19 protein-coding genes are annotated in these 22,054 nt (G+C 73.3%); 11 read left to right on the top strand and 8 right to left on the bottom strand.

What is annotated here, in order from left to right:
• Positions 1-80 precede the first annotated feature (80 nt).
• The 6 genes from PV342_RS06815 to PV342_RS06790 all read left to right on the top strand — a co-directional run bounded on the left by PV342_RS06815 (position 81) and on the right by PV342_RS06790 (position 6,075).
• Positions 81-1,421, top strand: a complete 1,341-nt coding sequence (locus PV342_RS06815; protein WP_500316153.1) for an enolase C-terminal domain-like protein — start codon at positions 81-83, stop codon at positions 1,419-1,421.
• Positions 1,418-2,185 (top strand): SDR family NAD(P)-dependent oxidoreductase, encoded by a 768-nt coding sequence (locus PV342_RS06810; protein ID WP_386990568.1) that lies wholly within the window; start codon positions 1,418-1,420, stop codon positions 2,183-2,185. Before PV342_RS06815 ends, PV342_RS06810 begins: the two co-directional genes overlap by 4 nt.
• 14 nt (positions 2,186-2,199) lie before the next feature.
• A complete protein-coding gene (locus tag PV342_RS06805) occupies positions 2,200-3,192 on the top strand; it encodes an aldo/keto reductase (RefSeq protein ID WP_392616179.1) in 993 nt (330 codons plus the stop codon).
• On the top strand, positions 3,189-3,500 hold the full coding sequence (locus PV342_RS06800; protein ID WP_400800283.1) for an L-rhamnose mutarotase: 312 nt from the start codon (positions 3,189-3,191) through the stop codon (positions 3,498-3,500). The genes PV342_RS06805 and PV342_RS06800 overlap by 4 nt, the downstream gene beginning before the upstream one ends.
• The gene (locus PV342_RS06795; RefSeq protein ID WP_400800286.1) at positions 3,497-4,351 is read left to right on the top strand and encodes an amidohydrolase family protein; all 855 of its coding nucleotides are present in this window, start codon (positions 3,497-3,499) and stop codon (positions 4,349-4,351) included. The genes PV342_RS06800 and PV342_RS06795 overlap by 4 nt, the downstream gene beginning before the upstream one ends.
• Before the next feature lie 80 nt (positions 4,352-4,431).
• A complete protein-coding gene (locus tag PV342_RS06790; RefSeq protein WP_386990560.1) occupies positions 4,432-6,075 on the top strand; it encodes a PucR family transcriptional regulator in 1,644 nt (547 codons plus the stop codon).
• A 35-nt stretch (positions 6,076-6,110) separates the two neighbouring features.
• Here the strand turns inward: PV342_RS06790 and PV342_RS06785 are convergent, their stop codons facing one another.
• The 4 genes from PV342_RS06785 to PV342_RS06770 form a co-directional block, all read right to left on the bottom strand.
• Positions 6,111-7,643, bottom strand: coding sequence for an NCS1 family nucleobase:cation symporter-1 (locus PV342_RS06785; protein WP_386990558.1), 1,533 nt, complete (start codon positions 7,641-7,643; stop codon positions 6,111-6,113).
• A gap of 67 nt (positions 7,644-7,710) precedes the next feature.
• Positions 7,711-8,733: a TIGR03842 family LLM class F420-dependent oxidoreductase gene (locus PV342_RS06780; protein ID WP_400800291.1), complete on the bottom strand. Its 1,023-nt coding sequence runs from the start codon at positions 8,731-8,733 to the stop codon at positions 7,711-7,713.
• 20 nt (positions 8,734-8,753) lie between these two features.
• A complete protein-coding gene (hydA, locus tag PV342_RS06775) occupies positions 8,754-10,154 on the bottom strand; it encodes a dihydropyrimidinase (RefSeq protein ID WP_500316149.1) in 1,401 nt (466 codons plus the stop codon).
• Positions 10,155-10,171: 17 nt separating this feature from the next.
• Entirely contained in the window at positions 10,172-11,014 is an 843-nt protein-coding gene (locus PV342_RS06770; RefSeq protein ID WP_500316148.1) for a nitrilase-related carbon-nitrogen hydrolase, read from the bottom strand.
• A gap of 300 nt (positions 11,015-11,314) precedes the next feature.
• On the opposite strand from PV342_RS06770, the gene PV342_RS06765 reads away from it, so the two are divergent.
• Positions 11,315-11,980: an ArsR/SmtB family transcription factor gene (locus PV342_RS06765; protein WP_500316146.1), complete on the top strand. Its 666-nt coding sequence runs from the start codon at positions 11,315-11,317 to the stop codon at positions 11,978-11,980.
• A gap of 133 nt (positions 11,981-12,113) precedes the next feature.
• Positions 12,114-12,839, top strand: coding sequence for an SRPBCC family protein (locus tag PV342_RS06760; protein WP_500316145.1), 726 nt, complete (start codon positions 12,114-12,116; stop codon positions 12,837-12,839).
• A 102-nt stretch (positions 12,840-12,941) separates the two neighbouring features.
• On the opposite strand, the gene PV342_RS06755 is transcribed toward PV342_RS06760, so the two are convergent.
• Positions 12,942-15,161, bottom strand: coding sequence for an NADP-dependent isocitrate dehydrogenase (locus PV342_RS06755; RefSeq protein WP_400800301.1), 2,220 nt, complete (start codon positions 15,159-15,161; stop codon positions 12,942-12,944).
• 278 nt (positions 15,162-15,439) lie between these two features.
• Between PV342_RS06755 and PV342_RS06750 the strand changes: the two genes are divergently transcribed.
• Positions 15,440-16,816, top strand: coding sequence for an MFS transporter (locus PV342_RS06750; protein WP_361007089.1), 1,377 nt, complete (start codon positions 15,440-15,442; stop codon positions 16,814-16,816).
• 75 nt (positions 16,817-16,891) lie between these two features.
• A complete protein-coding gene (locus tag PV342_RS06745; RefSeq protein ID WP_400800304.1) occupies positions 16,892-17,311 on the top strand; it encodes a VOC family protein in 420 nt (139 codons plus the stop codon).
• Here PV342_RS06745 and PV342_RS06740 read toward each other — a convergent pair.
• The 3 genes from PV342_RS06740 to PV342_RS06730 all read right to left on the bottom strand — a co-directional run bounded on the left by PV342_RS06740 (position 17,302) and on the right by PV342_RS06730 (position 20,692).
• Positions 17,302-19,230, bottom strand: coding sequence for a helix-turn-helix domain-containing protein (locus PV342_RS06740; protein WP_386990723.1), 1,929 nt, complete (start codon positions 19,228-19,230; stop codon positions 17,302-17,304). The genes PV342_RS06745 and PV342_RS06740 overlap by 10 nt on opposite strands.
• Positions 19,231-19,296: 66 nt before the next feature.
• Complete coding sequence (locus tag PV342_RS06735; protein WP_386990540.1) at positions 19,297-20,121, bottom strand: 3-hydroxybutyrate dehydrogenase; 825 nt, start codon at positions 20,119-20,121, stop codon at positions 19,297-19,299.
• Positions 20,122-20,206: 85 nt separating this feature from the next.
• Positions 20,207-20,692 carry an NUDIX hydrolase gene (locus PV342_RS06730; RefSeq protein WP_400800308.1) on the bottom strand — a complete coding sequence of 162 codons (486 nt, stop codon included), beginning with the start codon at positions 20,690-20,692 and terminating at the stop codon, positions 20,207-20,209.
• A 158-nt stretch (positions 20,693-20,850) separates the two neighbouring features.
• On the opposite strand from PV342_RS06730, the gene PV342_RS06725 reads away from it, so the two are divergent.
• A complete protein-coding gene (locus PV342_RS06725; RefSeq protein ID WP_500316142.1) occupies positions 20,851-21,918 on the top strand; it encodes an O-antigen ligase family protein in 1,068 nt (355 codons plus the stop codon).
• Positions 21,919-22,054: the final 136 nt, after the last annotated feature.

The following is a 22,054-nucleotide window of genomic DNA, read 5'->3' as shown; positions in this document are numbered from 1 at the left end:
AGTCCTGTCGCGGGGCCCTAGAGTCACCGTGGCGCGAGACCTCCGATGTCTTGGCCAGGCCGAGCGTGAAAGGCAGCCACTTGTCCGCAACCTCCGCCCGCATCACCGCGATCGACACCAGCGACATCCGCTTCCCCACCTCGCGGGAACTCGACGGCTCGGACGCGATGAATCCGGATCCCGACTACTCCGCCGCCTACGTGGTGCTGCGCACCGACGCCGACGACGGCCACGAGGGTCACGGCTTCGTCTTCACCATCGGCCGGGGCAACGACGTCCAGGTCGCGGCGATCGAGGCACTCCGCCCCCATCTCGTCGGCCGGCCGGTCGAGGAGCTGTGCGCCGACCCCGGCTCCGTGGCGCGCGACCTTACCGGCGACAGCCAGCTGCGCTGGCTGGGGCCCGAGAAGGGCGTGATGCACATGGCGATCGGGGCCGTCGTCAACGCCGTGTGGGACCTGGCCGCCAAGCGCCGGGGCCTGCCGCTGTGGCGGCTGCTGGCCGAGGCCGAGCCCGAATGGCTGGTCTCCCAGGTCGACTTCCGCTACATCGACGACGCCCTCACCCCCGAGCGCGCGCTCGAACTGCTGCGCGCGGGCCGCGAGGGCGCCGCCGAGCGCACCACCGCGCTGCTGGAACACGGCTACCCCGGCTACACCACCTCGCCCGGCTGGCTCGGCTACTCCGACGAGAAGCTCACCCGGCTCGCCGAGCAGGCCGTGGCCGACGGCTTCACCCAGATCAAGCTGAAGGTCGGCGCCGACTTCGGCGACGACGTACGGCGCATGCGCGCGGCCCGCGCCGCCGTGGGCCCGGACGTGCGCATCGCCATCGACGCCAACCAGCGGTGGGGAGTCGCCGAGGCCGTCTCCTGGGTGACCGCGCTGGGCGAGTTCGACCCGTACTGGATCGAGGAACCCACCTCCCCCGACGACGTCCTCGGCCACGCCACGATCCGCAAGGCAGTCGCCCCGGTCCGGGTCGCCACCGGCGAGCACGTGCAGAACCGCATCGTCTTCAAGCAGTTGCTGCAGGCCGGCGCCATCGACGTGCTGCAGATCGACGCGGCACGGGTCGGCGGGGTCAACGAGAACCTGGCGATCCTGCTGCTGGCCGCGGCCTTCGACGTCCCGGTGTGCCCGCACGCGGGCGGCGTCGGGCTGTGCGAACTGGTGCAGCACCTGTCGATGTTCGACTTCGTGGCGCTGGCCGGGACGACCGAGGACCGCGCCATCGAGTACGTGGACCACCTCCACGAGCACTTCGCCACGCCGGTCGTCATGCGCCGCGGCCACTACACCGCCCCTGAGGCACCCGGTTTCTCCGCGCAGATGCGACCGGAATCGATCGACGCCTACCGCTACCCCGACGGTACGTTCTGGGTGGCCGACCGGGCACGGCAGGAAGGTGGGACGGCATGAGCGAGGAATCGCGCGATCTGGAGGGCCTCGGCGCCCTGGTGACGGGCGGAGCCTCCGGGATCGGCCTGGCGACCGCGCGGCTGCTTGCCGCGCGCGGCGCGCGGGTCGCCGTACTGGACCTGGCACCGGACGGACTGCCCGGGCAGCTGACCGGCTTCAAGGCCGACGTGTCCGACGACGCCTCCACCCGCGCCGCCGTGGACGCCGCCGCGGAGGCGCTCGGCGGCCTCGACGTCCTCGTCAACAACGCGGGCATCGGGGCGACGGGCACCATCGAGGACAACCCCGACGAGCAGTGGCACCACGTGCTCGACGTCAATGTGCTCGGCATGGTGCGCACCACCCGCGCGGCGCTCCCGTACCTGCGGCGCTCGGCCCGGCCCGCGATCGTCAACACCTGTTCCATCGCCGCCACCGCCGGGCTGCCGCAGCGCGCGCTGTACAGCGCCAGCAAGGGAGCCGTGCTCTCGCTGACCCTGGCGATGGCCGCCGACCACCTCCGCGAGGGAATCCGGGTCAACTGCGTCAACCCCGGTACCGCCGACACCCCGTGGGTGGCCCGGCTGCTGGACGCCGCCGACGACCCCGAGGCGGAACGCGCCGCCCTCGACGCCCGCCAGCCGATGGGCCGGCTGGTGACCGCCGACGAGGTGGCCGCCGCCATCGTCTACCTGGCGAGCCCCGCCGCCGCCTCCGTCACCGGCACCGCGCTCGCCGTGGACGGCGGCATGGCCGGGCTGCGGCTGCGCCCCGCCGGGCAGTGAGGGACGGGACCGCGATGCGCACCACCACCCTGGGCAGCAGCGGGGTCGCCGTCACCGAGGTGGGCTTCGGCGCCGCCCCGATCGGCAACCTCTTCACCCCGGTCGGCGACGACGCCGCCCGCGCGGCCGTGGACGCCGCCTGGGACGCCGGCGTCCGCTACTTCGACACCGCGCCCCACTACGGGCTCGGCCTGTCCGAGCGCCGGCTCGGCGCCGCCCTGCGCGACCGGCCGCGGGCCGGATACACCGTCTCGACCAAGGTGGGGCGGCTGCTGGAGCCCGGCGGGCCGGGCGGGGACGACCTTGCGAACGGCTTCGCCGTGCCCGCCCGGCTGCGCCGCGTCTGGGACTTCAGCGCCGACGGCGTCCGGCGCTCCATCGAGGCCAGCCTGGAGCGCCTGGGCCTGGACCACGTCGACCTGGTGTACCTCCACGACCCCGACGACCACGCCGAGCAGGCCTTCGGCCAGGGTTACCCGGCGCTGGAGCGACTGCGCTCGGAGGGCGTCGTCCGCGCGATCGGCGCGGGCATGAACCAGACCTCCATGCTCGCCCGCTTCCTGCGCGACACCGACGTCGACGTGGTGCTGATGGCCGGCCGCTACACGCTGCTGGAGCAGGAGGGCCTGGCCGAGGTGCTGCCGCTGGCGGCGTCCCGCGGCGCGAGCGTCGTCGTGGGCGGTGCCTTCAACTCCGGCCTGCTGATCGACCCCGGCGAGGACGCCACGTACGACTACGCCCCCGCCCCGGAACCCGTGCTCGCCCGCGCCCGGCGCCTGCGCTCGGTGACGGGCCGGCACGGCGTGCCGCTGCGCGCGGCCGCGCTGCGCTTTCCCGCGGCCCATCCCGCCGTCGCGAGCACGCTGGTGGGCCTGCGCTCCGCCGACGAGGCGCGGGACACCGCCGCCCTGCTGCGGCTGCCGCTGCCGGCCCCGATGTGGGCCGACCTCCGCTCCGAGGGCCTGCTCGGCGCCGACGTGCCCGTACCGGACGGCGAGGCGTCATGAGGGTCGCGCTGCACACGAAGGTGCGGGCGGACCGGATCGCCGCGTACGAGGCGGCGCACCGCGAGGTGCCCGCGGAACTGGCCGCCGCCATCCGGGGCGCGGGCGTGCGGGAGTGGACGAGCTGCCGCAGCGGCGTCGACCTCTTCCATCTGCTGGACGTCGACGACTACCCGGCGATGCTCGCCGCGCTGGAGCGGCTGCCCGCCGACATCGCCTGGCAGACCCGGATGGCGGAGCTGCTGGAGGTCGCCCACGACTACTCGGCCGAGGGCGCCGGCGCGCCGTTGCCGGCGGTGTGGGAGCTGTGAGCGCGGTGGAGGGCATCGTCGACGCGCACCACCATCTGTGGGACCTGTCGGTGCGCGACCAGGACTGGATCACCGGGGAGCGGCTGGCCCCGCTGCGCCGCGACTTCTCCCTCGCCGACCTGGAGCCGGAGGCGAAGGCCGCGGGCGTCACCGCGACCGTCCTCGTCCAGACCGTCACGGTGGCCGCGGAGACCCCGGAGTTCCTGGCGCTGGCCGCGGGCAGCGACCTGGTGGCCGGGGTGGTCGGCTGGACCGACCTGACGGATCCCGCGGTCGCCGACCGGCTGGCGGCCCTGCGCGAACTACCCGGCGCGGAGCGCCTGGTGGGGATCCGCCACCAGGTGCAGGGCGAAGCCGACCCGCAGTGGCTGCTCCGTCCGGACGTGCTGCGCGGGCTGCGCGCGGTGGCCGACGCCGGGCTCGTCTACGACCTGGTGGTGCTCCCCCACCAGCTCCCGGCCGCGATCCGCGCCGCGGACCTCGTGCCCGAGCTGGTGTTCGTCCTCGACCACCTGGGCAAGCCGCTCGTCGCCGAGGGCGCCACGCAGCCGTGGGGCGAGGACGTGCGGTCGCTGGCCGCGCGGCCCAACACCGTCTGCAAGCTGTCCGGCATGGTGACCGAGGCCGACTGGGACACCTGGACGACCGCGGACCTCGCGCCCTACGCCGCCACCGTGCTCGACGCCTTCGGGCCGGGCCGCCTCATGTTCGGCTCCGACTGGCCGGTGTGCCGGCTCGCCGCCTCCTACGCCGAGGTGGTCGACACCGCCCGCGTCCTGACCGGAGGGCTGGCGGACGCCGAGCGGCGGGAGGTCTTCTCCGGCACGGCCCGGCGCGTCTACGGGCTCTGATCACCCGCGTGGACGGCCCCGGACGGGGCAGGGGTGATTAGACTCCCACCCCTGGCGGCACGAGGGACGGGCGTGGGCGCGTGGGCGACGGCAGACCGGACACACCCCCGGCGAGCGCGGCGGGGCGGCTCACCGTGCGCGACGTGCTCGATCTGGACCTCGTGGCACCCTGGGTGCCGGAGGTCGTGGCCGGTTCCGCCCATCTGCACCGCGCGGTGCGCTGGCTGCACGTGGCCGAGGCACTGGACGTCGGCGTCATGCTCAGCGGCGGCGAGATGGTGCTGACCACCGGCCTGCTGCTGGCGGGCGACGAGCGGGCGCAGCGCGAGTACGTCGAGTCGATGCAGCGCGCCGACGTCGCGGCGGTCGTGCTGGGCCTCGGCCGGGCGTTCCGCACCACGCCCGAGCCGATGCGCCGGGCCGCCGAGCGCTGCGGGGTGCCGCTGATCGTGCTGCACCGCCCGGCGCCGTTCGCCCGGCTCACCGAGGAGGTACACGCACGGCTGGTGCACGGCCGGTTCGCCGCGCTCGACCTCTCCGACCGGGTCCGCTCCTCGCTGACCGCGCTCAATCTCTCCGGCGCCAGTCTGCAGCAGGTCCTGGACGAGATCGCCGCGCACAGCGGATGTCCCGCGGTCGTCGTCAACCTCGCGCAGCGCGTGCTGGCCTCGGCCGGGGACAAGGGTTCGCTCAACGACCTGCTGCGCGACTGGGAGCGGGTCTCCGGGCAGGTCGCCGAACTGGCCGGCAGCGGCGCGGTGACGGTCGGCCCGGACGGCTGGATCGTCGCGCCGCTGGAGGCCCGGGGCCGGCAGTGGGGGCGTCTGGTGCTCTTCGGCCACCGCGGTCCGGAGGAGTTCGGCCGGGTGCTCGGCGCCCGTGCCTCCGAGGCGCTGGCCATGCACCGCCTCCTCGGCGACCAGGACCGGGGCTGGGAGGACCAGGCCGCCGAGTCGCTGCTGCACGACCTGGCGACGGGCACGGCCCGCCCGGAGCAGTTGGTCACCCGGGTGCGTGCCGCGGGCCTCCCGGTCAACCGGCGCATCTTCGTGCCCCTCGTCGTCCGCCCCCTGGGCGCGGCGCCGGAGGGCCGGGACGACCTGCCGGAGCCGATCGAGCACGCGCTGGCCGAACACCCCGGCGTGGCCGGGCTGGTGGCCCGGATCGGCACCGCCGGTACGGCGGTCCTGCTGAGCATCCCCGCCGGTCAGGACGCCGACGCCGCCGTGCGCAAGGTGGCGGTGCGGGTGCACGAGGAGCTGGCGGGGCGGGGCCGTACGGTGGTGGTCGGCGCGGGCTTCGGCTGCCGGGAACTGGACGAGGTGCGCCGCTCCTTCGTCGAGGCGGTGCACGTGGCGGACGCCGCGGTCGCCGGCCCTCCGGACGCGCCGGTGGCCCGGCTGCGCGACGTACGGCTGCGCGGCCTGGTGCGCCTGCTGCGCGACGAGCCGGAGCTTCAGGCGTTCATCGGGCGGGAGTTGGGGCCCCTGTTGGGGAACCCGGCGCTGCTGGAGGTGCTGCGCACCTATCTGGCGACGGGCCGCAACAAGTCGGCGGCCGCCCAGGTGCACCACGTCAGCCGGCCCGCCCTGTACCGGAGACTGCAGAGCATCGAGTCGCTGCTCGGCATCGACCTGGACGACTGGGAACAGCTCACCTCGCTCTACGTGGCGCTGCTCGCGCACGAGGCGCAGCGCGCCGCGGGGCCCGGGTCCGGCCGCTGAGGGCGGCGGGACCCGGGCCCGGGACGCCGGCGCGGTCAGCTCCTGCGGTCCGGCGCGAGCCGGCTGAGCAGGACGTAGACCAGGAGGGATGCGGCGAGGCCGACGGCCCACCCGTAGTCCGCGAGCGGCTTCAGGAAGGGGATCAGTCCGTCGACCGGGAACGGCCCCTGCTTGACGCCCTTGGCGTCGAGTCCGGAGTGCGAGCCGCCGATGGCGAGGACACCGCCGGCCACGAACGCCGCCAGCGCCCGCCAGTTCCAGCCGCCGTCGTACCAGTAGCGGCCCTCGGACCTGTAGAGGTCGGCGAGTTCCAGCCGCGTGCGGCGCAGGATCCAGTAGTCGGCGATCAGGATGCCCGCCACGGTGCCCAGCAGGCCGCCGACGGTGCCGAGCCAGGTGAAGATGTACGCCTGCGGGCTGGCCAGCAGCTTCCACGGGAAGATGACGACGCCGACGACCGAGGTGATCAGCGCGCCGGTGCGGAAGCTGATCCTGCGCGGTGCGATGTTGGACAGGTCGAAGGCGGGCGAGACCACGTTCGCCGCGATGTTCACCGACAGGGTGGCCACCAGGACCGTGATCAGGGCGAAGAGCACCGCGGCCCAGTTGTCGAGCTTCGCGGCCAGGGCCACCGGGTCCCAGATCGGCTCGCCGTAGACCGCCTGCGACCCGGAGGTCACGAGCACCGACAGCAGCGCGAAGAGCGTCATCGTGGTGGGCAGCCCGAGGGACTGCCCCCACAGCTGGGCGCGCTGCCCGGCCGCGTAGCGGGTGAAGTCGGGGATGTTCAGGGAGAGCGTCGACCAGAAGCCGATCATGCCCATGAGGGCGGGGAAGAAGACCTTCCAGAAGTCGCCGCCCCAGCCGAGTGCGGAGGGCTGGTCGAGCAGCGGGCCGAGGCCGCCCGCCTTGTTCGTCATCCAGATCAGCAGGGCGATGGCGCCGACGATGACGAAGGGCGCGGCCCAGTTCTCGAACCGCCGGACCATCTCCATGCCGCGCACGATGATCGCGACCTGGATGATCCAGAAGACGACGAAGGACAGCCACTGCGTCCACGGGTACCCGCCGATCGTCCCGGCGTTCGCCCACGAGTCACCGAAGAGCTTCCCGGCGAGCAGGAAGATGCCGGAGCCGCCGATCCAGGTCTGGATGCCGAACCACACGCATGCGACCGCCGCCCGGACCAGGGCGGGCAGGTTGGCCCCGCGCACCCCGAACGACGCACGGGCGAACACCGGGAACGGGATGCCGTACTTGGGACCGGCGTGGCCGGTGAGCAGCATCGGGACCAGCACGATGACGTTGGCGAGGGCGATGGTGAGCACCGCCTGCTTCCAGTCCATACCGAGGGCGACCAGGCCGGATGCGAGGGTCCAGGAGGCGACGTTGTGGGCCATCCCGACCCACAGCGCGGTGAAGTTGTAGGTGGTCCACTTCCGCTGGGCGAGCGGAACGGGCAGCAGGTCCTCGTTGGCGTACGGGCCGGACGGGACGGCGTCGGGCGAGAGCTCGACGCGGCCGTCGGCCCCGGCTCTTCCGGCAGGGGGTGGAGCGGTGGCTGTCATGGCAGCCCCCTTCGTTCGAGGGGTACGGGGATCGAACGTGCCGTGTGGGGGGATGGCGGACCCGGGATCAGGCGCGGAGCGCGGGGATGACGGTGGAGCCGTAGGCGTCAATGGTGGACTCCTTGGCGTCGTGCATGTCGTAGACCGCGAACTGGTCGACGCCGAGGGCCTCCAGGGCGCGCAGCTTCTCGACGTGCTGCTCGGGGGTGCCGATGAGGCAGAAGCGGTCGACGATCTCGTCGGGGACGAACGCGGTGTCGGGGTTGCCGGTGCGGCCGTGGTGCGAGTAGTCGTACCCCTCGCGGGCCCGGATGTAATCCGTGAGTTCCTGGGGGACGGCGCTGGACACCTCGCCGTACTTGGAGACCAGGTCGGCGACGTGGTTGCCGACCATGCCGCCGAACCAGCGGCACTGCTCGCGGGCGTGGGCCAGCGCCTGCGGGGAGTCGTCCTCGGTGACGTACGCCGGAGCCGCCACGCACACCTTCACCTCGGCCGGGTCACGTCCGGCGGCGGCCGCGGCCTCCCTGACCGCCTTGACCATCCACTCCGTCAGATAGACGTCGGCGAGCTGCAGGATGAACCCGTCCGCCTTCGCCCCGGCGATCGCCAGAGCCTTCGGCCCGTACGCCGCCATCCACACCGGCAGTTCGGCACCGGGCCGCACCCACGGGAACTTCACCACCGCCCCGCTGCCGAGGTCGGCCTCGCGGCCCTCGGCGAGCTCGCGGATGACGTGCATCGCCTCCTCGATGCGCGCGAGGGTGTTGGGCTTGCGGCCGGCCACGCGCATCGCCGAGTCGCCCCGGCCGATGCCGCAGATCGTCCGGTTGCCGAACATATCGTTGAGCGTGGCGAAGGTGGAGGCGGTCACCTCCCAGGTACGGGTGCCCGGATTGGTGACCATCGGGCCGACGACCATCCGTTCGGTGTTCGCCAGGATCTGGCTGTAGATGACGAACGGCTCCTGCCACAGCACGGTCGAGTCGAACGTCCAGCCGTGGGTGAAGCCGTTGCGCTCGGCGCGCCGCATCAGCTCCACGACCCCCGCGGCGGGCGGGTCCGTCTGCAGGACGAGACCAAAATCCATGGCTGCGCTCCCTGGGGTGGCTAGACGAGGTACTGGCAGGTCTCGCGGGTCTGGTAGCGGCCGTGACCGGCCCTGCCCAGGTAGCGGTCCTGGTCGACGACGACGGTGCCGCGCGAGATCACGGTGCGGGCCTTGCCGCGTACGTGCTTGCCCTCGTAGGCCGAGTAGTCGACGTTCATGTGGTGGGTGGCGGCGGACACGACCTGCTCCGCGTCCGGGTCGTAGATCACGATGTCGGCGTCCGCACCCGGCGCGATGGTGCCCTTGCGCGGATAGAGACCGAACATCCGCGCCGGCGTCGCACAGGCGATCTCGATCCACCGGCGGCGGCTGATGTGACCGTCCACCACGGCCTGGTGCAGCAGGTCCATCCGGTTCTCCACCCCCGGCAGACCGTTCGGGATCTTCGAGAAGTCACCCCGCCCCAGCTCCTTCTGCCCCACGAAGCAGAACGGGCAGTGGTCCGTCGACACCACCTGCAGGTCGTTGGTCCGCAGGGCCCGCCAGAGGACCGCCTGGTGCTCCTTCGGCCGCAACGGCGTGGAGCACACGTACTTGGCCCCCTCGAAGTCCGGCTCCGCGAGGTTGTCCGTGGACAGGAACAGATACTGCGGACACGTCTCGCCGAACACGTTGAGACCGCGGTCGCGCGCCGTCGCCAGCTCAGCGACGGCCTGCTGGGCGGAGACGTGGACGACGTAGAGCGGCGCACCGGCCACCTCGGCCAGCCGGACGGCGCGGTGGGTCGCCTCGGCCTCCAGCAGCTCGCGCCGTACCTCGCCGTGGTAGCGGGGGTCGGTCCTGCCCGCGGCGAGGGCCTGTTCGACCAGGACGTCGATGGCGATGCCGTTCTCGGCGTGCATCATGATCAGCCCGCCGTTGTCGGCGCCGCGCTGCATGGCACGCAGGATGCGGCCGTCGTCGCTGTAGAAGACGCCGGGGTAGGCCATGAACAGCTTGAAGGAGGTGACGCCCTCCTCGACGAGGAGGTCCATCTCCTTGAGGCTGTTCTCGTCGACGTCCGACACGATCATGTGGAAGGCGTAGTCGACGGCGCAGTTGCCCTCGGCCTTGGCGTGCCAGGTGTCCAGACCTGCGCGCAGCGACTCGCCGACCGCCTGGACGGCGAAGTCCACGATCGTCGTCGTCCCGCCCCACGCGGCGGCCCGGGTGCCGGTCTCGAAGGTGTCCGAGGCGAAGGTGCCGCCGAAGGGCAGCTCCATGTGGGTGTGCGCGTCGACGCCGCCCGGGATGACGTACTTCCCGGCCGCGTCGATCACGGTGTCGGCCGTCCATCCTTCGGCGACGGTGCTGCCGGTGGCGGCGAGGGCGACGACGCTCTCGTCCTCGACGAGGACGTCGGCGTGGACCTCCTCCGCGGCGGTGATGACGAGGCCGCCGCGGATCAGGGTTCGGCTCACGGTTTCCCTCCCTCTCCTCAGGCCTCGGTCAGCGGGCCGTAGGCGTCGGGGCGGCGGTCCCGGTAGAAGGCCCACTGCTGCCGGACCTCCTCGATCTTCCCGAAGTCCAGGTCCCGGACGACGAGTTCCTCCTCCTTGTCGGAGGCGACGTCACCCACGAACTGGCCCCGCGGGTCGACGAAGTAGGACGTGCCGTAGAAGTCGTTGTCGCCGTACTCCTCCTGGCCGACCCGGTTGATGGCGGCGACGAAGTACTCGTTGGCGACGGCCGCGGCCGGCTGCTCCAGCTGCCACAGGTAGGAGGAGAGCCCGCGCGAGGTGGCGGAGGGGTTGTAGACCAGCTCGGCGCCGGCGATGCCGAGCGCCCGCCAGCCCTCGGGGAAGTGGCGGTCGTAGCAGATGTACACGCCGACCTTGCCGACAGCCGTGTCGAACACCGGCCAGCCCAGGTTGCCGGGCTTGAAGTAGTACTTCTCCCAGAAGCCCTTGACCTGCGGGATGTGGTGCTTGCGGTACTTGCCGAGATAGCTGCCGTCGGCGTCGATGACGGCGGCGGTGTTGTAGTAGAAGCCCGCCTGCTCGATCTCGTAGACCGGGACGACCATCACCATGCGGAGCTCCTTGGCGAGCGCCTGCATCCGCACGATCGTCGGGCCGTCCGGCACCGGTTCCGCCCAGCGGTAGTGCTCGGGCTCCTGCACCTGGCAGAAGTACGGGGCGTTGAACACCTCCTGGAAGCCGATGACCTGCGCCCCCTGGGCCGCGGCCTCACGCGCGTACCGCTCGTGCAGGTCGGTCATCGACTCCTTGTCGCCGGTCCACTTCGTCTGGACGAGCGCGGCGCGCACTACTCGGCTCATCGGTCTTCCCTCCGACGTCGCGGCAATGAGCGGGCCGCGGAGGCGAACTCCGGGCCGCTTGACGGCTGACATTAGGAGCCGGGCCGGGCGGGGTGCAGTACCACGGTGTAACGCGCTGGGGCCCCCGGCGTTCCGCCGCGTCACCTGCGCGGACGCCGCCCACAGCTGTGTCAGGGGCGGTCGCGCGGCAGGTGAAATCGGCGTTTCGTCCCCGGCGCGGGCGTTACCGGCCGGTGTCCTCGAACCACCGACAAGAAATATGGGCTGGACAAAATAATTTGTCGGTGAGATGGTGGAGCCATGTTGGACGTGAGCGTGATCGAGGACTCGGCGGCCGCCGCCGCCACCCTGGACCCGGTACGGGCCCGCCTCCTCGCCGAACTGGCGCAGGGGCCCGCGTCGGCGGCCATGCTCGCCGCCCGGGTCGGGCTGCCCCGGCAGAAGGTGAACTACCACCTGCGGACGCTGGAGGCGCACGGCCTGGTGGAGCTGGCCGGCGAGCGCCGCAAGGGCAACGTCACCGAGCGGCTGATGCGGGCCACCGCGGCCTCGTACGTGATCTCCCCGCTCGCGCTGGCCGCCGTCCAGCCGGACCCGGGGCGCTTCCGCGACCAGTTGTCCGCGCGCTGGCTGCTGGCCGTCGCCGCCCGCCTCGTCCGCGACGTCGGCACTCTGATCACCGGCGCGGCCAGGGCCCGCAAGCGGCTCGCGACCTACGCCCTCGACGGCGAGGTGCGCTTCGCCTCCGCCGCCGACCGGGCCGCGTTCGTGGAGGAGCTGACCCGCGGGGTGAGCGCGCTGGTCGCCAAGTACCACGACGTGGACGGCGAGGGCGGTCGCGAGCACCGCATCGTGGTCGCGCTCCACCCCACCGTGAAGGAACCCGGTCCCGTGTCCGGGCCCCCCGCGGAGTCCCCGGCGGCCGTCGCGGGAGAGGCGCCGGCCGCCGTCGAGGAGTCCCCGTGAGCGGAATCCCCATGGACGGCCCGTGACCCGCCGCGTCCGGCCCGGCACCGCCGGGCACGACCCCGCCGTCCACCCCACCACCCACCACGCCGTCCGGGCACCCGGGCCCGTCCCATGAGGAGCGAGCAGCACCATGTCCAAGGAATTCGAGATCGTCCGCGAGTTCGAGACCGAGGCCGGCCCGGAGGAGGTCTGGGAGGCCGTCACCACCGGCTCGGCAGGGTGGCTGTGGCCCCAGGAGTTCGAGCCGCGCAAGGGCGGCGCCGCGTCCTTCGGCGGCACCCTCACCGCCTGGGACCCGCCGCACCACCTGATCGCCCGGGCGGAGGGCCTCGCCGCCGGGAACCAGACCTTCAACCAGGTCGAGCACGTCATCGAGGAGCGCGAGGGCGGCGGTGCCTGGGTGCGCTACGTGCACAGCGGCGTCTTCGTCGACGACTGGGACAACCAGTACGACGGCGCGAGCAAGCACACCGACTTCTACCTGCACACCCTGCGCCAGTACCTGACCCACTTCACCGGGCGCCCCGCCGCCTTCGCCACCGTGAACGGTCCCGCCGCGTCGACCGCGCCGGACGCCCTCGAGGTCGTCGCCCGCGCCCTCGGGGTGCCGGACGACGCCGCCGAGGGTGCCACCGTGCGTGTCGAACTGCCCGGCACCGGGCCGGCGGAGGCCGTGGTCGACTACCGCAACCGCTACTTCGTCGGCCTGCGGACCGGCGGGGCGATGTACCGGGTCTTCGGCCGCAACCACTTCGGCGCGCCGGTCGGCGTCAGCGTGCACGACTTCGCACCCGGCGCCGACGGCCGGCGGACCGGGGAGCGCTGGCAGACGTGGCTGGACGACGTCTTCGCGTAAGCGCGCGCCCCACCGCGCCCCGTCGACACGGGACCGCCCCGGCTGGATCACCAGCCGGGGCGGTTCGCGTCGTGCGGCGTTCCGGGCGTGCCGCCCGTCGCGTCAGGCGAGGGTCGCCAGCGCCTCGTTGAAGGTCGCGGACGGACGCATGACGGCCGCGGCCTTGGCCGGGTCCGGCTGGTAGTAGCCGCCGATCTCGGCCGGGGAGCCCTGCACGGCGATCAGCTCGTCGACGATCACCTGCTCCTTGTCGGTCAGCGTCTGGGCGAGCGGGCCGAACGCCTTGGCCAGCTCCGCGTCGTCCGTCTGCCCGGCCAGCTCCTGGGCCCAGTACATCGCCAGGTAGAAGTGGCTGCCGCGGTTGTCGATGCCGCCGAGCTTGCGGCTGGGCGACTTGTCCTCGTTGAGGAAGGTGCCCGTGGCGCGGTCGAGGGTGTCGGCCAGGACCTGGGCGCGGGCGTTGCCCGTCGTGGTCGCCAGGTGCTCGAAGCTGACCGCGAGCGCGAGGAACTCGCCGAGGCTGTCCCAGCGCAGGTAGTTCTCCTTGACCAGCTGCTGCACGTGCTTGGGCGCGGAGCCGCCGGCGCCGGTCTCGAAGAGGCCGCCGCCGTTCATCAGCGGCACGACCGAGAGCATCTTGGCGCTGGTGCCCAGCTCCAGGATCGGGAACAGGTCGGTCAGGTAGTCGCGCAGCACGTTGCCGGTGACGGAGATCGTGTTCTCGCCGCGGCGGATGCGCTCGAGGGAGAACTCGGTGGCCTCGACCGGGGACTTGATCTCGATCTGCAGGCCCTCGGTGTCGTGCTCCGGGAGGTACTGCTTGACCTTGGCGATCAGGTTCGCGTCGTGGGCGCGGGTCTCGTCCAGCCAGAACACCGCCGGGTCGCCGGTCGCGCGGGCGCGGGTGACGGCGAGCTTGACCCAGTCCTTGATCGGCGCGTCCTTGGTCTGGCAGGCGCGGAAGATGTCGCCCGCGGAGACGGCCTGCTCCAGGACGACGTTCCCGGCCTGGTCGACCAGGCGGACGGTGCCGGTGTGCTGGATCTCGAAGGTCTTGTCGTGGCTGCCGTACTCCTCGGCCTTCTGCGCCATGAGGCCGACGTTGGGCACCGAGCCCATCGTGGCCGGGTCGAAGGCGCCGTGCGCGCGGCAGTCCTCGATGACGGCCTGGTAGATGCCGGCGTAGCTGCTGTCCGGGAGCACCGCGAGGGTATCGGCCTCCTGGCCGTCCGGGCCCCACATGTGGCCGGAGGTGCGGATCATGGCCGGCATGGAGGCGTCGACGATGACGTCGCTCGGGACGTGCAGGTTGGTGATGCCGCGGTCGGAGTCGACCATGGCCAGGGCCGGGCCCTCGGCCAGCTCGGCCTCGAAGGAGGCCTTGATCGCCGCGCCGTCGGCCAGGGACTCGACGCCCTTGAGGATGCCGCCGAGGCCGTCGTTGGGGGTGAGGCCGGCCGCCGCGAAGGCCTCGCCGTACCGGGCGAAGGTCTTGGGGAAGAAGGCGCGGACCACGTGGCCGAAGATGATCGGGTCGGAGACCTTCATCATCGTGGCCTTCAGGTGGACCGAGAACAGGACGTCCTCGGCCTTGGCGCGCGCGACCTGCTCGCCGAGGAACTCGCGCAGCACGGCGACGCGCATGACGGAGGCGTCCACGACCTCGCCCGCGAGCACCGGCACGGACTCGCGCAGCACGGTGGTCGTGCCGTCGTCACCGACCAGCTCGATGCGCAGGACGCCGTCCTCGGCGATGACGGCGGACTTCTCGGTGGAACGGAAGTCGTCGGCGGTCATGTGCGCGACGTTCGTCTTGGAGTCGGCCGACCACGCGCCCATGCGGTGCGGGTGCGCCTTGGCGTAGTTCTTCACCGACGCGGGGGCGCGGCGGTCGGAGTTGCCCTCGCGCAGGACGGGGTTGACGGCGCTGCCCTTGATCTTGTCGTAGCGGGCGCGCACGTCCTTGTCCTCGTCGGACTTGGCGTCGTCCGGGTAGTCCGGCAGCGCGTAGCCCTGCGCCTGCAGCTCGGCGATCGCGGCCTTCAGCTGCGGGATCGAGGCCGAGACGTTCGGCAGCTTGATGATGTTCGCGGCCGGGGTCTTGGCGAGCTCGCCGAGCTCGGCGAGGGCGTCGGCGATGCGCTGGCCCTCCTCCAGGTACTCGGGGAAGCTGGCGATGATGCGCCCGGCCAGGGAGATGTCACGGGTCTCCACGGCGACTCCGGCCGTGGACGCGTACGCCTGGATCACGGGCAGGAACGAGTACGTCGCCAGCGCCGGCGCCTCGTCGGTGTGCGTATAGATGATGGTCGAGTCAGTCACCGGGTGCTCCGCTCCACGTCTGCAACATTGCTCGACATCAAGATATCTCGTGAGCGGCGACCACTCGAATGGACCCTCCCGGCGGGCGGCACCGCCCACGGCACCGTCCCCGGGGCCGGGCCGGAGCCGCCGGGGACCCTGCGGGCCGCGCTCATGGGGCCCGCCCGGATACCCGGGGGCGCAACTGTGGTGTTCCACCACATGGGAGCGTGACGTGGCCGTTTCTACGGTGTGGCGACATCGGAAACGTCCCCGTCCCCCGCCCGGAAGTGGTGACCATGGCAACCCCGGCACCCGCGCCCACCGCACCCGGCTCGCTCCGCAGAATCGTCGCGGCGAGCCTCATCGGCACCACCATCGAGTGGTACGACTTCTTCCTCTACGGCTCCGCCGCCGCGCTGGTCTTCAACAAGCTGTTCTTCCCCAACGAGGAACCCCTGGTCGGCACGCTGCTGTCGTTCCTCACCTACGCGGTCGGCTTCGCCGCCCGCCCGGTCGGGGCCCTCGTCTTCGGCCACTACGGGGACCGCCTCGGCCGCAAGCGGCTGCTTGTGCTGAGCCTGCTGCTCATGGGCGGGGCGACCTTCTGCATCGGCCTGCTGCCGACGTTCGGCACGATCGGCGTCGCCGCCCCGGTGCTGCTCACCATGCTCCGGCTGGTGCAGGGCTTCGCGCTCGGCGGCGAGTGGGGCGGCGCGGTGCTGCTGGTGTCGGAGCACGGCGACGCGAACCGTCGCGGCTTCTGGGCGTCGTGGCCGCAGACGGGCGCGCCGGCCGGCCAGTTGCTCGCCACCGGCGTGCTGTCCGCGCTGACCGCGCTGCTCTCGGACGACGCGTTCACCTCGTGGGGCTGGCGCATCCCGTTCCTGCTCTCGGGCGTCCTCGTGATGGTGGGGCTGTGGATCCGGCTGTCGGTCGACGAGTCGCCCGTGTTCAAGGCGGCGCTGGCCAGGGCGGAGGCGCGCAAGGCCGAGGAGTCCGCGATCGAGCGGCTGCCGCTGGTGTCGGTGCTCCGTGACCACTGGCGGGACGTCCTGGTGGCGATGGGCGCCCGCATGGCGGAGAACATCAGCTACTACGTCATCACCGCCTTCGTGCTCGTCTACTCCGTCGAGCACGCGGCCCTGGGCAAGCAGACCGCGCTCAACGCCGTGCTCATCGCCTCCGCGGTGCACTTCGCCGTGATCCCGGCCTGGGGCGCGCTCTCCGACCGCGTAGGGCGCAGGCCGGTGTATCTGCTGGGTGCGGCGGGCGTGGGGCTGTGGGCCTTCCCCTTCTTCGCACTGATCGACACGAGGAGCTTCCCCGCGCTGCTGCTGGCCGTCACGGGCGGTCTGGTGCTGCACGGTGCGATGTACGCGCCGCAGGCGGCCTTCTTCTCGGAGATGTTCGCGACCCGCATGCGGTACTCCGGCGCCTCGATCGGCGCCCAGTTCGCCTCCGTGGCCGCGGGCGCCCCGGCGCCGCTCATCGCGACCGCGCTGCTCGCGGCCTACGACAGCTCGGTGCCGATCTCGCTGTACGTCATCGCCGCCGCCCTGCTGACGCTGGTCGCGGTCGGGGTGGCCAAGGAGACGCGCGGCCGGGACCTCGACTCCCTCGACGGCGGGACGGCGCAGGACGCCCCGCTGGTCCGGTCCGGCCGGGCGGGCTGACCCGGGGCGGCCGCCGACCGCACCCTCGATGCGTGGACCCCGTCGCTGTCGGTGGCGGGGTCTACTGTCGTGACCGTGGGTGATGGGAGAGCGGTGACGGGGGTGCTGCACCATGTGGAGCTGTGGGTCGCGGATCCGGAGCGCGCGGACGCCGAGTGGGGCTGGCTGCTGGGCGAGCTCGGCTACGTCCCGTACCAGCGGTGGGAAGCGGGCCGCAGCTGGCGGCTGGGGGCGACCTATATCGTCGTCGAGCGGTCGCCGGATCTCGTCGCGGGGCGGCACGAGCGCCGCAGGGCGGGGCTGAACCACCTCGCCTTCCATGTGGCGGGCCGCGCGGAGCTGGACGCGCTGGTGACGCGCTCGCCGCTGCACGGCTGGACGTTGATGTTCCCCGAGCTGCACCCCCACGCCGGCGGCGAGGAGCACTACGCCGCCTATCTGGAGAACGGCGACGGGTTCGAGGTGGAGCTGGTCGCCGGCGCGGATCAGTCCTGATCCGCGGGGCCTGGCGGGTCCGGCCGCCCGGCCGCGAGCCGGTGCAGGCGCAGCGCGAGCTGGATCTCCAGCGCGCGCTCCGGGGACTGCCAGTCGGCGCCGAGCAGGTGGGAGACGCGCTCCAGGCGCTGCGCGACGGTGTTGACGTGCACGTGGAGGGCGTCCTTGGTGCGTACCGGGCTCATGCCGCTGGCGAAGTAGGCGTCCAGGGTGCGCACGAGATCGGTGCCCCGGCGGCCGTCGTAGTCGGCGACGGCGCCGATCGTGCGGTGCACAAAGCCGTCGACGTCGCGCGACCCGGTCAGCAGCAGGCCGAGGAAGCCGAAGTCGTCGCCCGCGGCGCCCTCCCCGGCCCGGCCGAGGGCGCGCAGCGTGTCGCCGCAGCGCTGCGCCTCCGCGTAGGCCAGGGCGACGGCGCCGGGAGCGCCGGCCGGCGTGCGGACGGGGCCCGAGGCCCCCACGGTGACGGCCGCCTGGACCGCCGTGCCCAGCTGCTGGGCGATGCGGCGGGCGGTGGCGGAGGCGTCGGAGCCCGGCTCCAGCGGGAGCATCAGCACGGTGCCGCCGTCGCGCGCCGCGGCCAGGCCCCTCCGTGTGGCGGCGAGGTGGGAGGCGGCCGACCAGAGCCGCTGCCGGTCGGCGGCGGCCCCGGCGTGCTCTTCGTCGACGCGGGCGGCGAGCACGATGTGCGGGGCGTCGAGGTCGGCGCGGAGCCTGCCCGCGCGTTCGCGCAGCAGTCCCGGGTCGCGGTGGGGGGCGTCGAGCAGGTCGTCCAGGAGTTCGCCGCGGAAGCGCTGCTCGGCCTCGGCGGCGGTGCGCCGGGCGAGCAGCAGCAGGGAGGTCACCATCGCGGCCCGCTCCAGGGTGCGCTGGTCGACGGGGTCGAGTTCGGGGTGGCCGTGCAGCACGAGGGCGCCCAGCAGTTCGCCGCCCGCGGTGACGGCGGCCGTCCAGGTCTCGCCCTGCCGAACGGCGTGGCCGTCCTTCCGGGAGCGGGCGACGGCGTCGGCGAGCGCGTCGGGGACGGGGTCGCGCTCGGTGCCGACGACCCGCACCGTCCCGGAGAGCACCTCGGCGACGGCGTCCGCGACGTCGTCCACGCCTCCGCCGCGCAGGACGAGCTCGGTGAGCCGGTCGTGCACCTCGGAGGCCCGTTCGAGCACGGCGCTGTGGTTGCGGATGGTCTCGTTGGCGGTGCCGAGGTCGGCGAGCGCGGAGCGCGTCTCGTCCAGCAGGTTCGCGGTGTCGATGGCGACGGCTGCGAGCGAGGCGAGGGAGGCGAGCAGGGCGATCTGGCCGCGTTCGAAGACCCGGGCCCGGCGGTCCGCGGCGTACAGCACACCGATGACTCCGGTGCCCAGGACGAGGGGCACGCCGAGGATCGCCACCAGGCCCTCGTCGTGGACGGCCGAGTCGATCGGGTGGGTGTGCCGGAAGCGCTCGTCGTCGAAGTAGGACTCGGTGACGTAGGGCAGGGCGGTCTGCGCGACCAGGCCGCCGAGCCCCTCGCCCATGCCGAGCCGCACCCGCTGGAACTCGGCGGAGACCGACCCCTCGGTGACCCGCATGTAGGTGTCCCCGGCCTTGCGGTCGATCAGGCTGAGGTAGGCGACGTCCGTGCCGAGCAGCGATCTGGCCCGCTGCACGATGGCCTGCAGCACCGAGTCCAGGTCGCGCAGCCCCGCGAGGTCGCCGGCCGTCTCGAAGAGTGCCGACAGCTCGGCCTCGCGCCGCCGCCGGCCCTCCAGCTCCGCCCGCACGCGCAGGGCCAGCAGCTTGGCCTGCTCCATCTCCGCGAGCACGGCGGACGCCGCGCCCTCCGCCCGGGCCGCGAGGACCGGCCGCTCGTACTCCTCGGCCGGTGCCCCGCGGGCGAGCAGCCGCAGGAAGGGCGCGTCGGAAGGGCTGTGGGGGGCCATGGTTCCGCCGTGGTCGTCGGGGGCTTCGTGTGGGTCGCGCGGCACGCTGTCAGGGATACCGGCAGATCAGTGCGCCGTCCATCCGCCGTCCATGCTGAGCGAGGCACCGGTGATGAAGGACGCCTGAGGCGAGCAGAGGTAGGCGGTGAGTTCGGCGACCTCCTCCGGCTCCACCAGCCGCTTCACGGCGGAGTCGGCGAGCATGATCTCGGTGACGACCCGCTCCGGCTCGATGCCGTGTGCGGCCGCCTGGTCGGCGATCTGGCGCTCGACGAGCGGGGTGCGCACATAGGCGGGGCTGATGCAGTTCGAGGTGACGCCCCGCGCGGCGCCTTCCAGGGCGGCGGTCTTGGAGAGCCCCTCGAGCCCGTGCTTGGCGGAGACGTAGGCGCTCTTGTAGGCCGAGGCCCGCAGTCCGTGGACGGAGGAGATGTTCACGATCCGGCCCCAGCCCTGCCCGTACATGTGCGGCAGCGCCCCCCGGATCAGCCGGAAGGGGGCCTCCAGCATCACCCGCAGCACCGTGGCGAAGACCTCGGGCGGGAAGTCCTCGATGGGGCGGACGAGCTGCAGCCCGGCGTTGTTGACCAGGATGTCGGTGCCCTCGGCGGCCTGCTCGGCGGCGTCGAGGTCGGTCAGGTCCAGGGTCAGGGTCTCGACGGCCCCGGGGCGGCCGCCCGCCGCCGCCTGTTCCGCGAGCTCGGCCAGGCCTTCGGCGTCCCGGTCCGCGGCCCGCACCTTGGCGCCGGCGGCGGCCAGACGCAGGACGCACGCGCGGCCGATGCCGCCGGCGGCACCGGTGACGAGCGCGGTGCGTCCGTCCAGGTCCGGCACTCCGGACGGCGGGACGGGACCGGCTGCGGGACGGGGCGCGGGGGGCGTGAGCGTCATGCACTGCAGGCTAGGCAGCACGCGGGCCCCGACCGATGTGTGCGCCGCCCACACTCGCCGCACCGCCCGTGGGGGCCGCGCACACTCACTCCGGCGGCGGTCCGGCGGGCTCGAACCAGGTGGGGCCGTCGGACAGCGCGTGCTTGAGCCGCAGCCGCCCGTGGTTGCCGAGGTCGGGCAGGCCGTCCACGTCGAACCAGCCGACCTCCAGCGACTCGTCGTCCGCGACCCGGGCCTGCCCGCCGACGGCCCGGCAGAGGAAGGTGATGTCCACGTACTGGCAGCGGTCCCCGTTCGGGTAGAGGACCGGGTCGATCGTCTGGACGAGGACGACACGCTCCGCGACCGCCCGCACCCCGGTCTCCTCCAGCACCTCGCGGACGGCGGTCGCGGCGGGTTGCTCGCCGGGCTCCGCGATGCCGCCGATCAGGGACCAACGGCCGTTGTCCGCACGCCGGTTCAATAGGACGCGGCCGTCGTCGCCGAGGACGACCGCCGTGACACCGGGCAGGAGCAGCTGCCGGTGGCCGACGAGGGCCCGCAGCTCGCGAAGGAATTCGGGAATCGGCACGACGCCGAGCCTACGTCCTCGGCCGCGCCCTCCCGTGGACCGCGCCCGCGGTCGCGGCACTTGCCGTTCGCGCACAGGACCTCCACATCCGAAGGCCCCAGCGGTTACGGTGACCCCCGGGGTCGGGGGTTCCCCGGGGGGTCAGGGGGGTGCGGGTGATGGACACGCGAACCGGCGGCGCGCGGCCGGGCGCCGGGAGTGCCGCGGACGGCCCGGCGGAACGCCCGCGCTCCGGATGGACGGACGCCGTCGGCGCGCTGGTCCTCGCCGGCTGCGCGGTGTGGTCGTTGATCGCCGCGGCGGGCCGCCCGGCCCGCCCGGAAGGGGTGCTCCTAGCCGTCCTCGCGGTCGCCGCCGGCTACGCGGCGGGTCGCATCGGCGGCGCCCTGCGTCCGGTTGCCGTCCCCGCCGTGGCCGCCCTCACGGCGGTCGTCCTGGTGGTCGCCCCGCCCGGGCGGCTGTCCGGCGGCCCGGACACCCCGCCGCTCGGGTACGCGAACGCCGACGCCGCGCTGATGGTGCTCGCCACCGGCGCCGCCTGCTGCGCCGCCTGGTCGGCTCGGTCACGCCCGCTCCGGGCGGGCCTGCGCCTGCTCGGTGCCGCCGCGGCCGGGTTCGCGCTCGCCGTCGGCTCCGCGGCGGGCTTCGCCGCGTGCCTCGGGGTGGTCCTGTGCTCCCTCGCCGCCGACCGCATGCGCCGCGCGCTCGGTCTCGCCGGCCTGGCCCTGGCCCTCGTCGTGGCGGTCGGCAGCACGTGCGCGGTCGCCGTCGACGCCCTGCCGCCCGGCCTGTCGGCCTCGCTGTCGGGGCAGCTCACCCCGGCCCGGGTCCGGCTGTGGCACGACGCCCTGGAAACCGCCCGGGAACACCCCGTGCGCGGGATCGGCCCGGGCCGCTTCGCCGAGGCGGGCGCGGGAACGGCGCCGTCGGCGGCCGGCGCGGGCACCCCGCAGTCGGCGCCCCTGCAACTGGCGGCGGAGCAGGGCGTGCCGGGCGTCGTCCTGCTCGCCGCCTCCTGCGTCTGGCTGCTCTGGGCCCTCCAGCGCTCCCCGCGCCCGGCCCCGGTGGTCCTGACCGCCGCGGCCGCGCTGACCGGCCTCGCCATGCAGTCGGCCGTCGACCACGTCCTCGGCTACCCCGTCGTCACCGCCGGCGCCGGTCTCCTCGCCGGGCTCGCCACCTCCCGCCCGCTCAGCGCCGCCCTGGACCACTGCGCGGACCCTTGAGCTCAGGCGGGCTCCGCCCGCCCACGGGCGGCAGGGCCCATTGCCTCACCCCGGGGAGCCGACGTAGCATCGTGCACCGGAGTGGTGAATCGATTCGACGAATCGATTCGACAAACCGGTACCGGTACAGGGGCCG

The organism is Streptomyces sp. PA03-3a (assembly GCF_033792735.1).
GTDB lineage: Bacteria > Actinomycetota > Actinomycetes > Streptomycetales > Streptomycetaceae > Actinacidiphila.
This window is presented reverse-complemented; position numbering and strand designations above follow the sequence as displayed.